Genomic DNA, 18,893 nt, shown 5'->3' with positions numbered 1-18,893 from the left:
GGGGAAAATAAAAGGCAACAAAAAACCAAAGCTTTTGGCTTTGGTCATCCAGTGTCGGCTTCAGGTACCAAGATGTCCGGATACTTCAACGGAGCATCTTGTCCTTACTGCCTATTTATAAAAATCCAGCAGGTGGCGCTTCATGCTCTTCAAATTCACTTTGCCTTGCACCTGGCCAGATGTTTGTTGATCGTTTGTTGAACAATCTTCAGATTGGGCGCCGCTACGGTTGCTGAGCATTCCGTAGGTAATCAGGGCTACCACCAACATAATGGTGAGCAGTATTCCCGATTTGGCAGTTACAGTTTTCATAGCAGGGGGTGGTGTGTTTGCAGTATGAGACGAAGATAAATCGCAAACGTTACAGGTTTGCCTAAATTTATTTCCCGCAGCTATTTTTAACGAAACTTAACCTGCCAAAGGCCATTCACGCAACACACGGTACCAACAAGTTTAAGGGTTCAGGGGGTGCGGTAGGTGGGCGTGAATGGTTGACGCTGCGAAACTATCTGTATCAAACCGCTGTTGCATGCACCATTGAACAAACGGTGTCTTTCATTGATTAAAAGGCGGTTTTCACTTTACAAAAGCAGGCCGTGGCAAACTATGTCGCTCCGCATTACCTTCGCTTCGCTTAAAAAATTGCCTGAAACATGAACGAAAAATTTGTTGCCCGTATAAAAGCCGAATTGGCCGAAATAGAATCAGCCGGCCTTTTCAAAAAAGAACGCATTATTACCAGTGAGCAAGGCCCCGAGATAACCGTGAACGGCAAGCAAGTGCTCAACTTTTGCGCCAACAACTACCTTGGTCTCAGCAGCCATCCTAAAGTCATCGAAGCAGCCCACAAAGCCATTGATACCCATGGTTATGGCATGAGTTCCGTTCGTTTTATTTGCGGTACGCAGGACATTCACAAAGAGCTGGAGCAAAAACTGGCGCAGTTCCTCGGTACCGAAGACACAATTTTATACGCCGCAGCCTTCGATGCCAACGGCGGCGTATTCGAACCATTGTTCAATGAAGAAGATGCCATCATTAGCGATGCCCTCAACCATGCCAGCATCATCGATGGCGTACGCCTTTGCAAGGCCCAGCGCTACCGCTACGAGCACAACAATATGGCCGACCTCGAAGCCAAGCTGAAAGAAAGCCAACACCTGCGCAGCCGCATCATCGTTACCGATGGTAGCTTCAGCATGGATGGTACCATTGCACAGCTCGATAAAATTTGCGACCTCGCCGATCAGTACGATGCCATTGTAATGATTGATGAATGCCACAGCAGCGGCTTCCTCGGCAAAACCGGCCGCGGTACGCATGAATATCGTGGGGTGATGGGTCGCATCGATATCATTACCGGCACCTTGGGCAAAGCCCTTGGCGGCGCAAGTGGTGGTTTCACCAGCGGTCGTAAAGAGATTATTGAAATGCTGCGTCAGCGCAGCCGGCCCTACCTGTTCAGCAATACCGTAGCCCCGAGCATTGTGGGTGCCAGCATTGCCGTGCTCGATATGCTCACCGAAACCACCGAGCTCCGCGACAAACTCGAATACAACACCAAATATTTCCGCAGCAAAATGACCGAAGCCGGCTTCGACATCAAGCCCGGCGAGCATCCCATTGTACCGGTAATGTTGTACGATGCAGTAGTAGCGCAAAACTTTGCAGCCCGCATCCTCGACGAAGGCATTTACGTCATCGGTTTCTTCTTCCCCGTGGTGCCCAAAGGCCAGGCCCGCATACGGGTGCAAATGTGTGCCGCCCACACGCAGGAGCACCTCGACCGGGCCATTGCCGCCTTTACCAAAGTAGGCAAGGAGTTGGGAGTGATTCAGTAATTGTTATTAGTAATTTGGAATAAGGAATTTAGGGAGGCTCGTTCAAGTAGAACGGGCCTTTTCTATACCCCCTTTAGGGGGCAGGGGGTAAGGAGAGGTGGGGGAGAAGGTTGGGGCTGTCAGCAGTTGTACAAATCCCGGCTGTAGTTCGCTCCCCTCTGGGCTCACTTCGTTCGGTGCTGCGCACCCCCGCCTGCAGCGGGGCCCGCCGGGCAGCGCAGCCCTTCAGCTATTCAAAAAATTCAGCAGCTATCTTTTATCTTCTCAGCTCAAATGCCTTTGCAATTGACTCAAACGCCTCTCTCGAATCTGTACCTCTGATGCCGGGATGGTGGTCTAAATGTGTATCGTCATATAAAACAGGATGTTGGCCTTCGGCAAAATCGGCCATGACTTTAAGGGAAATTCTTGCATCGTCTTGTGCAGCTTCAACTCCTTTCAAGAGTGCATTTGTGAACGCTTCATTGTTATTATCAAATAGGCGTAGCCCAGTTTTTGGCAATAGGATACTGTCAAGCGTTAGCCCATTTTTGATAGTTACATTTTTGAATGTAGCCGCTTGCATATCACATTTCGAGAACTGAAGATTTGGTTTACCACTGTCCGCCCATCGGCCTTCCCAATAAACATTTGCAAACTCACCTGAAAACAAACAATTATCGAAAACGAGATTTGACCAGAGTCCGTTTTTGAATTTTGTTTCTACAAAGCGACAATTCCTGTAAACAGCAGGAGAACCCAATGATGAATATTGACCCGAAAATGAACAATTTTGCCACAGGCAATTATCGTAGGTCACATTATTGCCAATTCTACAGTGCTCAAAAGCGCAATTCAAAAACTGGCAGTCCATAAAGTTGTGTTCGTATATGTCAACTTCACGAAACTTAACTCGCTTCCAGATCTTTCCCTTAATTGTACGGCGTAATATGAATGGGATTCTTCCACGCCAGTCTTGCTTTTCAATCAGTTCGTTCCATTGTGACATAGATATTGATCAAAATTTTTTAGAACAAGTCTTGATTTAATCCATTTCAAAACAATTCATGCTCACATATATAACTACATTCATTTACTAACGAATATAGGATAGACATGAACTTTCAGCAGCGCAGCGCTTCAGCAGTCGCACTTCGCTAAGCCATCCACCCCATTTGCTGATTGGTTGGGGGCAACTTGTGCATGGCAAATGAATTTTCCGAGGTAAATCCCTCAGGAATGAAACAGGTATTGTTGTTTGTTTTTTGCATGGCTGCAACAAGCCGGCATGGCACAAAACGTAGGCATTGGCACCAGCAGCCCACAAAAAAAACTGCATGTGGTAAGTGCAGATAGCATTGCCCTGCAAATACAAGGGGCTGATTTGAGCAGCAGCACGGCTGCCGTAGGCATTTCCCTCAGGCCTACCAACAATGTGAGTTTTGAATGGATGGCACTCAGAGGCAGAGATGATGCTTTTGTAATAAATTCAGCTCGTCTATATCTCAATCGTAAATACAATAATGAGATACGTACGGTAATGTTTGTAGATGAACTTGGGCAGGTGGGCATTGGCGGTACAGAAGCCAATCTGCCCAATACGGGGCTGGCAAAACTGAATATTCTGCAAAATGGGCTCACTGCAGACGGCATTTATCTGGAAGCACCATACCCTTACAACGGACTGCTTATCAGGGGCCTTTCTTCAAGCCTTTACCCTAATCCTTCAGCACAAAGTATTTCTGCCATTCGGTTTGATTACAATCAATCACCCAACAGCAGAATCACAATGGAAAATACGTTTCAACCCACTACTCCGCGAATGAATATCGAAATATATAACCCCGCCACGTACGATTATGAAAAGGCGTTCACGATATCCACTACTTATGCAAGTGTGACTAAAACCCTGTATGTTGATAAGAGCCTTACTGTGACCGGGCCCATATATGCCAATGGTTCTATATTCGCCGGTGTAACAAGGCCTTTTGTAGATGTGGACATGCCCACCAATTATATTGCAGAAATATTTTGTGCCTGCCCCAATGGTTTGAAAGCCATTGGCGGTGGAGGCGGCCACAGAGATTACAATACGGCTGCACAAGACATCAAAATCAATTACTCCGGCCCCGACCCAGGCAATGACAGCCGATGGAAAGTGATAGCTACCAATACCAACACCACTCAATTGCGGGCCGTAAGGGTGTACGCCATTTGCGCCGCAATACAGTAAATGAATAAATCACCTTTTATGCGATTAACACTACTGCTGTTGTGTGCAATTGGCGTAGCAATAACGAATGCGCAGCCCGCCAAAAAACTGCCCATCATCGACATGCATTTACATGCATTAGCTGCCAATGATCAGGGCCCGGCACCCATGAATATCGGTGCGCCTTTTGCACACTGGGGCTGTCACGATCCGAAGCAGCCCTACATGCAAACCATCATGCAAGTATTCAAGAATGGCGATTGGACCAGCCATCCGCTTACTTCTCCCCTTACAGATTCTGCATTGATGGTACAAACCATTGCCGTACTTAACCAATACAATGTGTATGGCGTAACCAGCGGTGAGCCACACATGGTGCGGCGTTGGAAAGCCGCAGCACCAAAGCGCATCATCAATGCCGTGATGTGGAATTACTACGATGTGCAAAGGGTTGGGCTGTCGGTTGATTCGTTGCAACAGTTGTTTCAATCCAGTGAGTTCAAAGTGTTTGGCGAGTTGGGCCTTCAGTACGAAGGCATTTCTTTTAGTGACAGTCTGGTGGAGCCATTTTTAGCCATGGCAGAAAAACTGGATATACCCGTGGGCGTACATGTGGGCCCTGGTCCGCCCGGCGTTATTTACATGGGCGCAAATAATTACAGGGCAAGGTTGCACAGCGCTACGCAACTGGAAGAAGCATTGGTGCGGCATCCCAACCTTCGGGTGTATGCCATGCATGCCGGCTGGCCCATGCTCGATGATATGCTGGCTACTTTGTATGCGCATCCGCAACTCTATGTGGACTTGGGTATTATTGCCTATGCTGTACCCAAAAAGAGTTTTACCATTATCTCGAACGAATGGTGAATGCGGGTTTTGAAAAGCGCATCCTGTTTGGCAGCGACAATATGGTATGGCCACAGAGCATTGGCGTTGCCATCGATAATATCAACGATGCTCCTTTTCTTTCGCCATCACAAAAAAGAGACATCCTATTCAACAACGCGGCCCGTTTTTTACGCTTGTCCAAAGAGCAAATTCAACAGATGCATGAGTAAAGCGTTGGATGCAGGCGGCTTCGGATTATATTAGGCACTTGTATTTCCAATTGGCATCATTGGCACGATATCTTTTTCTACTCTTGCTGGCAGCAATGTTGCAGCAAGTGGCGGCGCAGCCTTTTCCATGGCCGGTATTTACCAGCTATACCCAAAGCAGCGGGTTGCCATCGGCTACCGTACAGGGTTTGGCAAGAGATGAAAGGGGCTACTTGTGGGCTGCTACGCCTGCTGGTTTGGCTCGTTTCAATGGCCGTCGTTTTGAACCCATTTTACTTACAGACAGCAGTGGGCGACCGGTAGAGCAAGAAATAAAAAACATTGTACTGGATCATCAGCAACGGCTCTGGGTATTGCTACCCAATGAGCTGGGTTGGGTCAATCATCGTACACTTCGGTACACCCGTGTTAGCAGTTGTGTGTACAGGGCTATCAGTAAAGATGCAAAAGGGAACGTACATGCATTTACGCAAGACAGTATGTTTATTTTTATAGACAGAACTGTTTTGTCAAAGCAAACAGGTATGCCCTTTGATGGCATGAAGCCTTTCGGCAAAAGCCGGCATTTATTTTGGTCGGGCAATACACTCCTGTTGGCAGATAGCGATTGGCGCATTAGTCAAATACTGTCTATTGCACAGGACAATCAGCCGGAGCCGGTTACCATTCGGGATGTATGGGTATATGCGCCGGATAAAGTTTTTATTGCGAGTTATGGAAAAGGCGTGTTATGCTTCAATCCGCAAACGGGCACCTTGCAACCGCTACCTGGTTTCAAAGGGCGGAGTACCTGCAAAAGCCTGACCATGTGGAAAGACTTGCAGGGTAAGCAGTGGCTGCTGGCAGCTGCCGACCGGCAATGGTGGATGATAGATCCTGAATCTCTTGCCTATCACATCTTACAGCATCAACCCGGCGATGTACACGGCTTTCCTTTTGCCAACCAGAGCTTACTGGTGTATACAGATGCGCAAGGCATTGTTTGGACAGGGAATGAAGATGGCATTGCCGCCATCGAACCATTTCGGCAACAAATGCACCGGTTGAATTTTAGCAGTGCAGTACGATGGGGTGGCAAGCCTGTATTTGATGGTTTGGCAATGAGCTTGTCAATAAAATCCGATGGCTATCGGGTAGGCGGTTGGTACAGCAAGGGCTGGCATTGGTTTGATGCCGCATGGGCGCATCAGCAATCGGTGCAGCAATTGCATGGTTCACATCAACTGTTGTGGCAAGGAGTATACGGCCAGTATTGGCAACAGCCTGATACTTGGTGGTTGTCATCCGATAGTGGCTTGCTGCGCAAAAGCGATGGACAAACAACCGCGTATTTTCCACCGGGTGCCAAGCATGCAGATGATTTTATTTTGCGCAATATCAGTCGGTATAATGATTCACTATTGATGGTTTGTGGCAGAAAGGGCATTTTCATATTTAATACAGCATCTCAACAGTTTCAGCAAAGCTATTGGGCAAATGGCAGTGGCGAAAGTGGACTGCCTGATGCGAATGTTGTGGCCAGTTACTTGTCGTCATCGGGCCATCTCTACGCCAGTACCAGTAAGGGTTGGTTTAGAAAAAAAGAAACAGCAATCGGTTTCAGCTACTGCTAAATACAGCAACCGGTGCTGCCACCAATGGTTTTGCTGGCATGGCCGAATCGCCAAGTGGAGAGGTGTACGTGGGGTCAAAAAATGGCATCTATGTTGTACAAGAAGGTGCCGATGCAGTGAAAGCCTTATCGGATGTGCCTGCTACCAACATTTTCAAATTGCAGTTTGATAAAAACGGCCAATTGTGGGCAACCACCGCCACTGGTATATGGTGCCGCTTAGCTATAGGCAATTGGTGGCAGCTGAACACCGCCAATAGCGCTGTACCCAATGATTATATGGATGGCTATTTTGAAAAAGATAGTTTGGGCAATCTGTATGCAGGTGCTAATAAGTGGCATGTTGATTTCAATCCTTCAGCCTTGATTGCCGCCAGGCCCATCCCCATCATTGATGTGGATGCAGCCATGGTGAATGGTGAAATTTTTTTACCTGAAGCACAAATGCTGTCGCTGCCGGCTGGCACAACTACCTTTACGTTATTGGTCAACAATCTCAATTTCGATGGCTCGCCAGGCAGTGAATTGTGGTATCGCTTGCAGCATGAATCTGATACGGGCTGGCACAGAGTGGGAGAGGGAAAAATATTGTTCGCCAATCTGGGTCCAGGACGGTACACCCTCGATATTCGAGGGCCCATCGATTTGGTGACAGCGCCATACACCTGTACTGTAGCCATTGCCGCTTTCTGGTATCAACAATGGTGGTTTTATGCATGCTGCGTGATAATTGGGGCGTTGTTGTTGTTTTGGTTGGTCTGGCGGCAGATGCGTCAGCAACGTACCGTGGCCTTGCACGAAAAGCAATTGAAAGAAGCACAAATGCAGGCACTACGTACGCAAATGAATCCACACTTTGTATTCAATAGTTTGAATAGCATCAACAGTTTTATACTCGATCAAAAAACAGATGAAGCCAGCGAATACCTGACCACCTTTAGCAAACTACTGCGCAATACATTGGAACTAACCCGAAACAATACGGTAAAGCTGGACCGCGAATTGGCTGCACTGCAACTCTATATCGATTTGGAAAAAACAAGAGTGCCGCATTTTGATTATCGGATAAGCATCGGTGAAACTGTACAGCCCGATATGATAGAAGTGCCTCCACTGATATTACAACCCTTTGTAGAAAATGCGATTTGGCATGGATTGGGCAACAAAAAGGAAACTGGACATTTACACATCAATGTTCAGCTGTGTGAGCCAAGCGTAGCATTAATTACCATTGCAGACGACGGTATTGGAAGGGCTGCCACACAGCATATACAAAAATCACATACATCGCTGGGTATCGAGATTACAGAACATCGGTTGAAAATGCAGAACGCAGCAAACCAAGTGTTGTACGAAGATTTGTACAGCAACGGAAAAGCAGCAGGCACCATGGTAAAACTCTATTTACACCTACACTAAAACGGCTACATGATTAACGCAGCTATTATTGACGACGAATTCCATGGCATCAATGCATTGTCTCGATTGTTGCAAAAGCATTGTCCTGAAATAAACCTGTTGTTTACCACACAACAACCGGAAGAGGCCTCACATTTGCTCAATCAACATCAACCTGATTTAGTGTTTTTGGATATCGATATGCCCAGGCTGAATGGCATTGCTTTATTGCAGCAACTGAGCAATATTCCCTTCAAAGTTATTTTTACCACGGCCTACGATCAGTATGCCATTCAGGCCATCCGCATGAATGCATTGGATTATCTGCTCAAGCCCATTGACAAAACAGAATTGCGCAATGCTGTGGATCAGTACCTGCAGTTTCAGCAGCATACCAGTCCTGTGCAAGTGGCTTCGTTGCAGCGCATGCAGCAAGGGCACACTATTGATACGCTGGCTGTAACCACCGGCCAGGGCCTGAGTTTTGTGAAGCTGGAAGAAATAGTAGTGCTGGAAGCAATTAGTTGCTACACCCAAATTGTACTGCAGGATGGGAAGAAATTATTAGTGAGTAAAACACTGGCTTTATTTGAGGAAACCCTGCAGCATCAGCCACAGTTTTTTAGGGCACACAAATCGTACATGGTGAATGTAAAGGCCGTGGTTCAATACATTCGAGGTGAAGGTGGCGAATTGCTGTTACGCAATGGAATGCGCATAGCACTGAGCCGGCAAAAGAAACAGGAGTTTCTGGCGCTGTTTACCAAAATTTAAGGCGTTACATCTGCTGAATGAGGAAGAGTAAAAACTTCCTCGTTATTTTGAAAGCAACAACCTGACATGAGGTAGTTACAATAGCTGCAGTTCAGGCCATTTTCAGTAAATAAGCAATTACCATGATTATTCATCACGTTTTCTTTTGGCTCAAAGAGCCAGATAATGTTGCTCATGCTGCCCAATTGAGACAAGGTTTGCATACGTTGGCAGCCATTCCGCAGGTAAAACAATTGCTGGTGGGCGGTCCGGCTTCTACCGAAAAACGCCCTGTTGTAGACAGTAGTTATCAGGTATCAGAACTCATGTATTTCAACAGCCTCGAAGATCAGGCTGTCTATCAGGAGCATCCTATACATCAGGCATTTGTGCAGCAGTGCAGCCATTTGTGGAGCAAAGTGCTGGTGTACGATATGGCCGTCAATCAATAGCCGGTTACTCCGCCATGCTGTAAATCCACTATTTTGGTGAGTGGTATCTGCTATTTTTCACTTTAGTTCGCACTCCTAGTAAACTGCCTCTCCATTTATGAAAAAGAATATCCTGCTTGCGATGGTGCTGATGGCTACTACGCAGGCATTCGCCCAAACCAAAACCGATAGTACCCAACAGCAACAGGAATACATGAATATGTACCGCCGGTCGTTGGATTATGACGATATGAGCAGTGCTGCCTATGCCCTCACTGGCTACCTGATGCATGGCGGTGCAGCACAGTTTAAAGACACACTGGCTGTAGTGTATTATCGTTTGGGCAACCTCAACGGCGCCTACAAAATGGCCAACGAGATTAATCAGGCTAATCCCAAAGACATTACAGCACTCACATTGCTGGCAGATATTACCGGTCGTGCCGGCGATACCAAAGCCAGCCTCGACTGGTATGAAAAGTTGTGTGCATTGTCGCCAGAGCCGTACAATTTTTACCAGCTGGCTACCCGCCAGTTTTTGCTGGAACGAATAGGCGAGTGCAAAGCCTCGCTGAATAAAGTGGTTGCAGATTCCGCCAAAGCCCGACAAGATAAAGTGTCACTCGAAATAAGCGCTGGCAACAATGAAGCTGTGCCGGTGATAGCAGCTGCCTACAACATGCTGGGAGCCCTGGCCTTTAGAGAAAAGGATACAGCCGCTGCCAAAAAGTATTATGCGTTGGCCGTAAAAGAACACCCATCGTTTGTTATTGCCAATCAAAATTTGCAAAGCCTGAATGCTCCGGCTGTAAAACCTGCAGCGGGTAAGCCAGCCGCTAAGCCAAAAAATCAATGATAATCAATGCATTCAGGCATAGTCTTCAAAAAAAAGCCCTGAAATCCTTGATTTGTTTGGTTTTTATTTTGCAGAAAAGATGTGCACCCCTACCTTTGCCGTCCTAAAAAATGCGCCATGAACCAGCAGGCAATCAACTTCGTACACGAGCAAATGACTACCGCCAATGAACTTCCTAAGTTCAAGGCTGGAGATAATATTACCGTTAACTACAAAGTAGTTGAAGGTGCAAAAACACGTATCCAGAGCTTCAAAGGTGATGTAATCAAGCGTCAGGGCACTGGAGCTACTGCAAGCTTCACTGTTCGTAAAGTAAGCGACGGTGTAGGTGTAGAGCGTACCTTCCCTGTAGTAAGCCCTCACATTGAGAGTGTTGTACTGAACAAAGTTGGTAAAGTACGTCGTGCCCGTTTGTTCTACCTGCGTGAACGCAGCGGTAAGAGTGCACGTATCAAAGAAAAACGCTACTCTGCAGAATAATTTGCAGTGTTACAATACGAAGAGGAACGCATGGCGTTCCTTTTTTATGGCATTGGGTGCTAGAAATGCAAAACCTGTACTTTTAGCCACGCAACACTTACCTTTACAATCCAAAAAAATAGAATCATGTTGTCAACTTTGCTGTTAAGCATGCCCGGCGGAAGTGAGTGGATCCTTATTGTGCTGGCTGTACTCATCCTTTTTGGTGGCCGTAAGATCCCCGAGTTTATGCGTGGTTTGGGCCGCGGTATCCGTGAGTTCAACGATGCCAAATCAAACGTGAAAAAAGAAATTGAAGATGGCATGAATGAAAAAGAGAAAAAAGCCGAAGCTTAATTCTTTCATTCCTTTCCTTCCATAAAGTACTGTCAAAAAGCAGATGCTTGCTAGCCGTAGCAGCTTCTGCTTTTTGTATTATTCCCCCAGCGTATGTCGTTTCAGTTTTCAGGCATTAGCCAATACCATCAGCAAATACAGACCGGTACTGCTACTTGCGTAGCTACTGTGCAGCATTATTTACAGCAAATAGCCAATGCCAAACCGCTCAATGCCATCCTGCATGTTTTTGAGCAAGAGGCCATGGCACAGGCCGCAGAACTGGATGCTGCTGTAGCTGCCGGCAAACCATTGCTGCCACTGCATGGCGTGGTAGTTACTATCAAAGATGTGCTCAACTACGAAGGGCAGCCTGTAACGGCTGGTTCTCATATGCTTGAAGGGTATAAGGCAGTGTATTCTGCCACTGCCGTCAAACGTTTGCTGGATGCTGGCGCCATCATTATTGGTTCTACCAATTGCGATGAATTTGCGATGGGCAGTACCAACGAAAACTGTGCTCATGGAGTGGTGCGGAATGCTGCCGACCCTAACCGGGTACCCGGTGGTTCATCGGGCGGTGCAGCGGTAGCCGTGCAGGCAGGCTTGTGTATGATAGCCATTGGCAGCGATACGGGCGGTTCAGTAAGGCAGCCGGCCGATTATTGCGGAGTGGTAGGCCTCAAACCCAGTTATGGCCGCATTAGCCGCTATGGCCTTATTGCCTATGCCAGTTCTTTTGATTGCGTAGGTGTGTTGGGTCAATCGGTAGCTGATGTAGCCGCAGTATACGATGTGCTGGCTGGCCCCGATGGGTTGGACAGCACTGCTATGCAAGACCAGCCAACACCCGCTGTCACGGCATTGGGAACGGCACAAAAGCCATTGCGATTTGCGTGGTTGCAGCCCACTTTGGGCGAAACGAGTCCTGATGCGGAAATACAGTCCGCCATCCGCAACACTTTTGCGCAGCTGGAAGCAGCAGGACATACCGTGACCGCCGTGCCGTTTGATTTGATGGAATACATTGTGCCCACCTATTATGTGCTTACCACGGCGGAAGCTAGTAGCAACCTGGGTCGCTTCGATGGCATTCGCTACGGACATGCCGCCAAAGGCAATGCAGATGATTTAACAGCCTTTTACAAGCAGAACAGAAGTGAAGGTTTTGGTACCGAAGTAAAGCGCCGGATTATGCTGGGCACTTTTGTATTGAGTGCCGGTTATTTCGATGCCTATTTTACCAAAGCCCAGCAGGTGCGTGCCAAAATTGTTGCAGAAACGTCGCTGATTTTCAGTGCGTTTGATGCCATTCTGATGCCTGTAAGCCCAACAATAGCGCCATTATTGGGAGAGCTCAATCAAGATCCGGTGAGCATGTATCTGGCAGATATCTATACAGTTTTCGCCAATCTGGCGGGCATTCCTGGTTTGGCTTTGCCGCTGTATAAACACAGCAATGGCATGCCCTTTGGTTTGCAAGTGTTGTGCAACCGGGGCGAAGAAGTACTTTTGCACCGCATTGGCGCTTACCTTGAAGCCAGCTTCAAAAGCAATTAAACCAGTGTTCAAACCATTTTCGCATGCAGCAAGCGTCGCTCATTTTTCAGCATTTTGTTTTTCAGCATAGCCATGCTGATGACAGTTGCAGCTGCTGCCACCGACCCTAAAGTGAAACCTGCGGAAAAGAAAGACACAACTGGAGGAAAGGGTTTGGAAGAAAAGGGATTTCGCAATTTGTTTGTGAACACACCCGGCACAAATGGTGTAGCGGCTGCGCCACAGCTCAATCCGCAGGTATTGCCTTTTGTTGAAGACTACCTGAAAAAGCACGAAAAGCATTTGCAATCAATGAAGGGTTGGGCTGGTCCCTACTTTTCCATGATGGATGCCATTTTGCAGAGCTATGGTTTGCCAAAAGAACTGAAATACCTCGCCGTTATAGAAAGCAATTTGCAGTCGTATGCGCAAAGCTGGGCAGGAGCTGTTGGACCATGGCAGTTTATGCCGGAAACAGGCCGCAGAATGGGCCTGCGCATCACTTACCGATTCGACGAACGTACCGATTACTATAAGAGCACCCATGCTGCAGCCAAATACCTGCGGGAGTTGCATGACCAATTGGGTGATTGGCTGCTGGTGATTGCAGCCTACAATGGTGGCCCTGGCAATGTACAATCTGCCATTCGCAAAAGTGGCAGCCGCGATTTCTGGAAGTTGCAATTTTACCTGCCACAAGAAAGTCGCAACCACGTGAAGAAATTCATCAGCACACATTACATTATGGAAGGTGCTGCGGGACAAACGACAAGCACCAAAGAAGAGTGGGCCAACCATCAAACTAAGATGGTAGATCAGATTGCACAAATGCAAACACAGTTGGACCCGGCTGTGCTCAACAGTACGGCCACAACAGAAGTGCAGGGCCGTTACAACTCTGTAGTGGTTGCCAATGCGCTGGCTATGGACATCAACACGTTCAATGCACTGAACCCTGGCTTTGATGCCATAGTAAATACAGAAAAGGGTTACACGCTGCGCATTCCAACCGACAAGATGGAATTTTTCAAAACCAACCGGTTTAATATTCTTTACCAATCGGTGGTGGCTACCATGCAGCAAGCTACCAATCGCAGCACACAGTACCCTGCAACAGAAGCTAAGCCTGCTGCTAAAAAATCATTGAATTAAGCGTTCCTTATTGTGCCTGAAGATTACTCAGCACCTGCTCTATAGCGGCCGACTTCCACCGGCATTCTTCATATTCTTTTTCCGGCACACTGTAATGGGTGATTCCGCTACCTACATGGTAGTGTAGCAACTTTGCAGCTTGCTCATACACAATGCTGCGAATCACCACATTGAAATCGAAATCGCCATTGGGTTGTATGTAGCCCACAGAGCCAGAGAAAATACCCCGCTGCCCTTGCTCGTATTTATCGATGAGCGACACCACACTCGGCTTGGGTGCACCGGTCATGCTGCCCATTGGAAAAGTGGCTTGTAAAATTTGTGCAAAGCTTGTGCCCGGGCGAAGTTCTCCTTCAATGGTGCTGATCATTTGGTGCACCTGCGGGTAGGTGTAAATACCAAACAGCTCGGCCACTTTTACAGAGCCGCTGTTGCAAATCTGCGACAGGTCGTTGCGTACCAAATCAACCACCATCACGTTTTCGCTGCGGTCTTTTTCACTTTGCTGCAATTGCCGTTTCAATATTTCATCTGTATCGGCGTTGTATTTATGCCGGCTGGCTGTGCCTTTGATGGGCTGGCTGTACAACTTGCCACCACGTTTCATCAGGAAGCGTTCGGGGCTGGCACAAGCCAAATGGTTGCTGTCTATTTTATAATAGCAGGAAAATGGATTGGGTGATACTTCGCACAGCGACTGATACAAAGCCACCGGATCGACCTCAGAGTAGGGTACCAGAAACTGCTGGCAAAAATTAATTTCATAACAATCGCCCCGCAAAATGTGCTGCTGCAACTTGGCAATTGTTTGCAGGTAAGATTCCTGAGAAAGCACGGGGGACATTCGCCCAATGTGCATCTGGCTTTGGGGAGCATCACTACCTACACTTTGCGATTTGATGGCTTGAAAAATAGCATTGGCTAAGTCCTGGTCTTCAACATAAATACAAACTGAGTTGTCGTTGCATTGCAGTACTATTTCTGGTACAAACAAGCATGCATCAGCAAAACCATTGGGATGCGGATGCTGCGATTGTTGCCGCATTAATTCGTAAGTGAGACCGTAACCAAGATGCCCGAAAATCCACTGCCCACTATGCTCTTGGGTAAATGCATCAATTTGTGCCAGTGCTTGTCCTGCTTGTGTTTGCAGCATGGCTTTGGCACCCACAGCAAGCAGGCATTCTTGCTGCTGCCAGGGCGATGCGTATTGATGATTGTCTAAAAAACAACAACTGTTGAACTGACTTGCCCAGCTCAACAGTTGTTGTTTAAATACGCTAAGGTTATGAATGGGATAAACCTTACCTGCTTGCATGTTTTTGTATGCGACTCAATTAGAAGTCGTCTTCGTCGTCAAAGCTATCGCCGCCGTCGCCAAACAGGTCGTCGAACTCATTGAGGTCTTCGTCCAGTTTGAAGTCGTCTTCTTCATCCTCGCCTTTTTTGCCGCCTTTTTTAGCGCCAGATTTTGGCAAATCGAATTCTTCGAAGTCGGGATCCCAGCTATCTTCTTCGTCTTCTTCACCCTTTTCCCAATCGTCCTCGTCGTCTTCTACGTCTTCATCGTCCTCGTCGTCATCTTTGGCCTTTTTGCCACCCTTTTTCTTGGGGGCATCATCCTCGTCTTCATCTAAATCGTCGTCGTCATCATCTGCCTTTTTACCAGCGATAATGTTGCCCAACAGCTCATCTATTTCGTCTGTGGGTGTCAGGATATCTTGTTCCAATGTTGCTTTTCTAATAGCCATGTTGCGAAGGATTAGAAATGTAAAATTTGGGAGTGAAATTTATTTAGCCAAAAAAATGACGGAACTTTTTTTCAATGATTCAATCAAACTTTTTTGGACCGTTTTTCAATGTAAAACTATAAGGGTACAATTTGGTCTCGACCTGGGCCATTGCTTACCCATTTTACCGGCGCACCAATTTTTTCGTTGATGAACTGAATATACGTACGCATGGTTTCTGGAAGATCGTTTTCTGTTTTGCACACAGTGGTATCGGTATTCCAACCCGGGAATGACTTCAGCGCAGGCTCAATATTGGCCTTGCAAATATCGAACGGAATCTGGTCAGTTTCCACGCCATTTACATTGTATGCTGTGCACACTTGCAATGGTGTAAACTTGTCCAGTACGTCGGCCTTGGTCATTACTACTTTGGTTACACCGTTAATCATGCAGGCGTAGTTGAGGGCTACCAAATCAATCCAGCCACAGCGGCGAGGACGACCAGTGGTGGCACCAAATTCATTGCCCGCTTTGCGCAGTTCTTCGCCAGTAGCGTCGTGCAGTTCGGTAGGGAAAGGCCCGCCACCCACACGGGTGCAATAAGCCTTGGTAATACCAATCACATCACGCACCAGTTGAGGCGCTACACCCAAGCCACTCATAACACCGGCAGTAATGGTATTGCTACTGGTTACAAATGGGAAGGTGCCAAAATCAATATCGAGCATACTGCCTTGGGCACCTTCTGCCAATACTTTTTTGCCTTCTTTTATTTTATTGTTGATGTAGTATTCGCCATCTACAATATTGAGGCTGCGCAAAAATTCTACCGCTTCAAAAAACTCTTCTTCCCAGGCAGTAATGTCTTCGCTGAAATTGTGGTTATCGAGCAGGCGCTGGTGCTTCAGTCGGAGCTTGATGTAATTGGTGGTGAAGTTTTTATCGAGCAAATCACCAACCCGAAGACCGTTACGACCCGTTTTGTCCATGTAAGCGGGGCCAATGCCTTTGAGGGTAGAACCAATTTTGCCATCGCCTTTTTGCATTTCGCTGGCCTTGTCCAAAGCACGGTGCGTAGGCAAAATGAGGTGGGTGCGTTTAGAAATAAACATGTTTTTGCGAACGTCGGCGCCAAACTTGGCTACCGATTCGCATTCTCTTTTCAAGGTCACTGCATCGAGCACTACACCGCTGCCAATGAGGTTGGCAGTATGGGGGTGAAATACACCGGAAGGAATTTGGTGCAGTACTATTTTTTCACCATTTACATATAAAGTATGACCTGCATTGGGGCCGCCCTGAAAGCGGGCAATGATGTCGTAGTTGGGTGCAAAGTAGTCGACGATCTTTCCTTTGCCCTCATCGCCCCACTGGAGGCCGAGAATTACATCAATCATGATTTGGAATTGCCTGTTGAGCGGCAAAAATAGGTGGTTGCAGTGGTAGAAGCAGGGTGAAAAGCAGTAAGATTTTTTGTGGTACGCAGGGCAAAGATGACTTTTGTGTTAAATCTGTTGTGAAGACATGCAAATAAAGCCGCTGATGGGCCGACTTTTCAGTCGTGGCCGTGAGAGAGAAGTGCGTTTGGGTACCTACATCCTGATATACCTGTTTTTTTTGCTGGCCTTGTACAGCTTGAGCCGGGTGGTTTTTTACTGGTACAATGCTTCATTGTTTCCCGAAAGCAGCTGGCAAGGCAAAGCCCGCCTGATGCTGGGTGGTTTGCGGTTCGATATTTCGGCTATCATTTACACCAACATGTTGTTTTTTCTCATGTTGCTGTTGCCGTTTCGGTTTAAGTTCAGCCGGTTGTATTACAAAGTGTTGTCGGTCATTTTTGTGCTCACCAATGCCATTGCACTGGCTGCCAATACCGCCGATATTTTTTACTACAAGTTTACCCTGCGCCGCACTACTATCACCGTGTTCAGTCAGTTTCAAAATGAGCAAAATGGCAGGCAGTTGCTCTCTGCTTTTTTTGCCGATTACTGGCCCGGCTTTCTCATGTGGGGAGCACTCATTTGGATGTTGGTGTACCTCACCCGAAAAGTGCGGTACAGCCCTTCTGCCATTCAAAAACCATGGGTTTTTTACACGGGTCATTTTGTAGCCATGGCGGCAGGTGTGGGCCTCATGGTGGCTGGTGTGCGGGGCGGTTTCCGGTACAGCACCCGGCCCATTACACTCAGCAATGCATCGGCTTATGTAAATGATTACAAAGAAGTAAATGTGGTGCTCAATACGCCATTTGCCTTCATTCGAACCATTGGTACCACGCAGATTAAAAAGGTGGCATACTTCGATAATGAAGATAGTTTGGCGGCAGCGTTTAATCCCATCAAAACTCCGGTGCCCGATACGGCAGGTATGCGCAAGCACAATGTGGTGGTGATTATTCTCGAAAGTTTTTCCAAAGAGTTTGTGGGCAAATACAACCAGCATTTTCAGCCGGGGTATTATACAGGCTACACGCCGTTTCTTGATTCACTCATTGGTGTAAGCCGGGCCTACCAGCATTCGCTGGCCAATGGCCGCAACTCTATTGATGCCATGCCCTCCTCACTGGCCAGCATTCCTTCTTTGTCGGTCAATTTTATTTCCTCGCATTACTCCAACAACCAGATCAACAGTCTGGCTTCGTTATTAGGTAAAGAAGGATACCGCACCGCATTTTTCCATGGGGCACCCAACGGCTCGATGGGCTTTGATGCCTTTGCCAACCAAAGCAAGTTTGCTGAGTATTTTGGTAAAACAGAATACAATAACGACGACGACTTTGATGGCATCTGGGGCATTTGGGATGATAAATTCTTTGGCTATTTTGCCGATAAGCTCAGCAGCTTTCAACAGCCGTTTATGGCGGCTTTGTTTTCGGTATCATCACACCACCCGTACAAAGTGCCAGAGCGGTTTGGTAAGCAGTTCGACCTGAGCGACAGGGCCGTGCACAATACCATTGCCTACACCGATTACTCGCTGCGTTTGTTTTTCGAGAAAATTAAAAAGGAGCCCTGGTTTAAGAATACCATTTTTGTGTTTACCGCCGACCATGCCAGTGCCGAAGTAAAATATCCGCAGTACCGTTCGCTGACGGGTGCTTTTGCCATCCCCATTTTCTTTTACTCCCCGCTGTTCGATTCTACTTTTTTCGATACCGAAAATGTGATTCAGCAAACCGACATTATGCCTACAGTGCTGGGCTATCTGCATTATCAAAAGCCATTCTTTAGTTATGGCCGCGATATATGGACGGGAAAAGAAAAGCCGTTTGCCTTCAACTATCTCAACAACCATTATCAGCTTTTCGACAATGATTATCTGTTGTTGTTTGATGGGGAAAAGAGCAGTGCTTTGTACCATTACAAAACCGATACGTTGTGTGCCAACAACATCATTGGCCAGCGCAAAGATGTAGCCAATGCCATGGAGAAACGGATTAAGGGGTTGGTGCAGCAATACAACAACCGCATTATCGAAAACAGAATGACTGCTGTGCAGCAAGCCGTAAGCATTTAGCTGCTTTGTATCGAAGTG

The 18,893-nt window shown here is 47.2% G+C and carries 19 protein-coding genes; 14 read left to right on the top strand and 5 right to left on the bottom strand.

Going from position 1 to position 18,893, the window contains the following annotated elements:
* Positions 1-111 precede the first annotated feature (111 nt).
* Positions 112-312, bottom strand: coding sequence for a hypothetical protein (locus GLV81_RS16575; protein WP_157479860.1), 201 nt, complete (start codon positions 310-312; stop codon positions 112-114).
* Between the two features lie 341 nt (positions 313-653).
* Here GLV81_RS16575 and kbl point away from each other — a divergent pair, with 341 nt between their 5' ends.
* Positions 654-1,841 (top strand): glycine C-acetyltransferase, encoded by a 1,188-nt coding sequence (gene kbl, locus GLV81_RS16570; protein ID WP_157479859.1) that lies wholly within the window; start codon positions 654-656, stop codon positions 1,839-1,841.
* 256 nt (positions 1,842-2,097) lie between these two features.
* On the opposite strand, the gene GLV81_RS16565 is transcribed toward kbl, so the two are convergent.
* Positions 2,098-2,829, bottom strand: a complete 732-nt coding sequence (locus tag GLV81_RS16565) for a pentapeptide repeat-containing protein (RefSeq protein WP_157479858.1) — start codon at positions 2,827-2,829, stop codon at positions 2,098-2,100.
* Between the two features lie 279 nt (positions 2,830-3,108).
* Between GLV81_RS16565 and GLV81_RS16560 the strand changes: the two genes are divergently transcribed.
* From GLV81_RS16560 to GLV81_RS16505, 12 genes are all read left to right on the top strand, one after another.
* Positions 3,109-4,053 (top strand): hypothetical protein, encoded by a 945-nt coding sequence (locus tag GLV81_RS16560; protein WP_157479857.1) that lies wholly within the window; start codon positions 3,109-3,111, stop codon positions 4,051-4,053.
* A gap of 18 nt (positions 4,054-4,071) precedes the next feature.
* Positions 4,072-4,899 carry an amidohydrolase family protein gene (locus tag GLV81_RS16555; RefSeq protein WP_197428643.1) on the top strand — a complete coding sequence of 276 codons (828 nt, stop codon included), beginning with the start codon at positions 4,072-4,074 and terminating at the stop codon, positions 4,897-4,899.
* Positions 4,893-5,090 (top strand): amidohydrolase family protein, encoded by a 198-nt coding sequence (locus GLV81_RS21420; RefSeq protein ID WP_157479855.1) that lies wholly within the window; start codon positions 4,893-4,895, stop codon positions 5,088-5,090. The genes GLV81_RS16555 and GLV81_RS21420 overlap by 7 nt, the downstream gene beginning before the upstream one ends.
* Before the next feature lie 59 nt (positions 5,091-5,149).
* Positions 5,150-6,703, top strand: coding sequence for a ligand-binding sensor domain-containing protein (locus tag GLV81_RS16545; protein ID WP_197428638.1), 1,554 nt, complete (start codon positions 5,150-5,152; stop codon positions 6,701-6,703).
* 38 nt (positions 6,704-6,741) lie between these two features.
* Complete coding sequence (locus GLV81_RS16540) at positions 6,742-8,121, top strand: sensor histidine kinase (RefSeq protein ID WP_157479853.1); 1,380 nt, start codon at positions 6,742-6,744, stop codon at positions 8,119-8,121.
* A gap of 9 nt (positions 8,122-8,130) precedes the next feature.
* Positions 8,131-8,874 carry a LytR/AlgR family response regulator transcription factor gene (locus GLV81_RS16535; RefSeq protein ID WP_157479852.1) on the top strand — a complete coding sequence of 248 codons (744 nt, stop codon included), beginning with the start codon at positions 8,131-8,133 and terminating at the stop codon, positions 8,872-8,874.
* 122 nt (positions 8,875-8,996) lie between these two features.
* On the top strand, positions 8,997-9,305 hold the full coding sequence (locus tag GLV81_RS16530; RefSeq protein WP_157479851.1) for a Dabb family protein: 309 nt from the start codon (positions 8,997-8,999) through the stop codon (positions 9,303-9,305).
* A 97-nt stretch (positions 9,306-9,402) separates the two neighbouring features.
* A complete protein-coding gene (locus GLV81_RS16525) occupies positions 9,403-10,140 on the top strand; it encodes a tetratricopeptide repeat protein (protein WP_157479850.1) in 738 nt (245 codons plus the stop codon).
* A gap of 117 nt (positions 10,141-10,257) precedes the next feature.
* Positions 10,258-10,620: a 50S ribosomal protein L19 gene (gene rplS, locus GLV81_RS16520; protein WP_157479849.1), complete on the top strand. Its 363-nt coding sequence runs from the start codon at positions 10,258-10,260 to the stop codon at positions 10,618-10,620.
* A gap of 126 nt (positions 10,621-10,746) precedes the next feature.
* Positions 10,747-10,956, top strand: a complete 210-nt coding sequence (locus GLV81_RS16515) for a Sec-independent protein translocase subunit TatA/TatB (RefSeq protein ID WP_157479848.1) — start codon at positions 10,747-10,749, stop codon at positions 10,954-10,956.
* A 93-nt stretch (positions 10,957-11,049) separates the two neighbouring features.
* Complete coding sequence (gene gatA, locus GLV81_RS16510) at positions 11,050-12,495, top strand: Asp-tRNA(Asn)/Glu-tRNA(Gln) amidotransferase subunit GatA (RefSeq protein ID WP_157479847.1); 1,446 nt, start codon at positions 11,050-11,052, stop codon at positions 12,493-12,495.
* Positions 12,496-12,549: 54 nt separating this feature from the next.
* On the top strand, positions 12,550-13,626 hold the full coding sequence (locus tag GLV81_RS16505; RefSeq protein WP_197428636.1) for a lytic transglycosylase domain-containing protein: 1,077 nt from the start codon (positions 12,550-12,552) through the stop codon (positions 13,624-13,626).
* A 7-nt stretch (positions 13,627-13,633) separates the two neighbouring features.
* Here the strand turns inward: GLV81_RS16505 and GLV81_RS16500 are convergent, their stop codons facing one another.
* From GLV81_RS16500 to GLV81_RS16490, 3 genes are all read right to left on the bottom strand, one after another.
* A complete protein-coding gene (locus GLV81_RS16500) occupies positions 13,634-14,944 on the bottom strand; it encodes an anthranilate synthase component I family protein (RefSeq protein WP_157479845.1) in 1,311 nt (436 codons plus the stop codon).
* 19 nt (positions 14,945-14,963) lie between these two features.
* Complete coding sequence (locus GLV81_RS16495) at positions 14,964-15,377, bottom strand: hypothetical protein (RefSeq protein ID WP_157479844.1); 414 nt, start codon at positions 15,375-15,377, stop codon at positions 14,964-14,966.
* A 116-nt stretch (positions 15,378-15,493) separates the two neighbouring features.
* Positions 15,494-16,756: an adenylosuccinate synthase gene (locus GLV81_RS16490; RefSeq protein ID WP_157479843.1), complete on the bottom strand. Its 1,263-nt coding sequence runs from the start codon at positions 16,754-16,756 to the stop codon at positions 15,494-15,496.
* Between the two features lie 145 nt (positions 16,757-16,901).
* On the opposite strand from GLV81_RS16490, the gene GLV81_RS16485 reads away from it, so the two are divergent.
* A complete protein-coding gene (locus GLV81_RS16485) occupies positions 16,902-18,875 on the top strand; it encodes an LTA synthase family protein (RefSeq protein WP_197428633.1) in 1,974 nt (657 codons plus the stop codon).
* Positions 18,876-18,893: the final 18 nt, after the last annotated feature.

Origin of the sequence: Phnomibacter ginsenosidimutans, from assembly GCF_009740285.1 — a bacterium.
Lineage (GTDB): Bacteria > Bacteroidota > Bacteroidia > Chitinophagales > Chitinophagaceae > Phnomibacter > Phnomibacter ginsenosidimutans.
The sequence above is the reverse complement of the archived record's forward strand: the minus strand, read 5'-3'. Positions and strand labels throughout refer to the sequence as shown.

Excerpts from the sequence above, each read along its gene's own strand:
- GLV81_RS16530 (WP_157479851.1), top strand. The coding sequence starts at position 8,997 with ATGATTATTCATCACGTTTTCTTTTGGCTCAAAGAGCCAGATAATGTT.
- kbl (WP_157479859.1), top strand. The coding sequence starts at position 654 with ATGAACGAAAAATTTGTTGCCCGTATAAAAGCCGAATTGGCCGAAATA.
- GLV81_RS16535 (WP_157479852.1), top strand. The coding sequence starts at position 8,131 with ATGATTAACGCAGCTATTATTGACGACGAATTCCATGGCATCAATGCA.
- GLV81_RS16525 (WP_157479850.1), top strand. The coding sequence starts at position 9,403 with ATGAAAAAGAATATCCTGCTTGCGATGGTGCTGATGGCTACTACGCAG.
- GLV81_RS16490 (WP_157479843.1), bottom strand. The coding sequence starts at position 16,756 with ATGATTGATGTAATTCTCGGCCTCCAGTGGGGCGATGAGGGCAAAGGA.
- GLV81_RS16540 (WP_157479853.1), top strand. The coding sequence starts at position 6,742 with ATGGCCGAATCGCCAAGTGGAGAGGTGTACGTGGGGTCAAAAAATGGC.
- GLV81_RS16560 (WP_157479857.1), top strand. The coding sequence starts at position 3,109 with ATGGCACAAAACGTAGGCATTGGCACCAGCAGCCCACAAAAAAAACTG.
- GLV81_RS16565 (WP_157479858.1), bottom strand. The coding sequence starts at position 2,829 with ATGTCACAATGGAACGAACTGATTGAAAAGCAAGACTGGCGTGGAAGA.
- GLV81_RS16485 (WP_197428633.1), top strand. The coding sequence starts at position 16,902 with ATGGGCCGACTTTTCAGTCGTGGCCGTGAGAGAGAAGTGCGTTTGGGT.
- GLV81_RS16555 (WP_197428643.1), top strand. The coding sequence starts at position 4,072 with ATGCGATTAACACTACTGCTGTTGTGTGCAATTGGCGTAGCAATAACG.
- GLV81_RS16515 (WP_157479848.1), top strand. The coding sequence starts at position 10,747 with ATGTTGTCAACTTTGCTGTTAAGCATGCCCGGCGGAAGTGAGTGGATC.
- rplS (WP_157479849.1), top strand. The coding sequence starts at position 10,258 with ATGAACCAGCAGGCAATCAACTTCGTACACGAGCAAATGACTACCGCC.
- GLV81_RS16575 (WP_157479860.1), bottom strand. The coding sequence starts at position 312 with ATGAAAACTGTAACTGCCAAATCGGGAATACTGCTCACCATTATGTTG.
- GLV81_RS16495 (WP_157479844.1), bottom strand. The coding sequence starts at position 15,377 with ATGGCTATTAGAAAAGCAACATTGGAACAAGATATCCTGACACCCACA.
- GLV81_RS16500 (WP_157479845.1), bottom strand. The coding sequence starts at position 14,944 with ATGCAAGCAGGTAAGGTTTATCCCATTCATAACCTTAGCGTATTTAAA.
- GLV81_RS21420 (WP_157479855.1), top strand. The coding sequence starts at position 4,893 with ATGGTGAATGCGGGTTTTGAAAAGCGCATCCTGTTTGGCAGCGACAAT.
- gatA (WP_157479847.1), top strand. The coding sequence starts at position 11,050 with ATGTCGTTTCAGTTTTCAGGCATTAGCCAATACCATCAGCAAATACAG.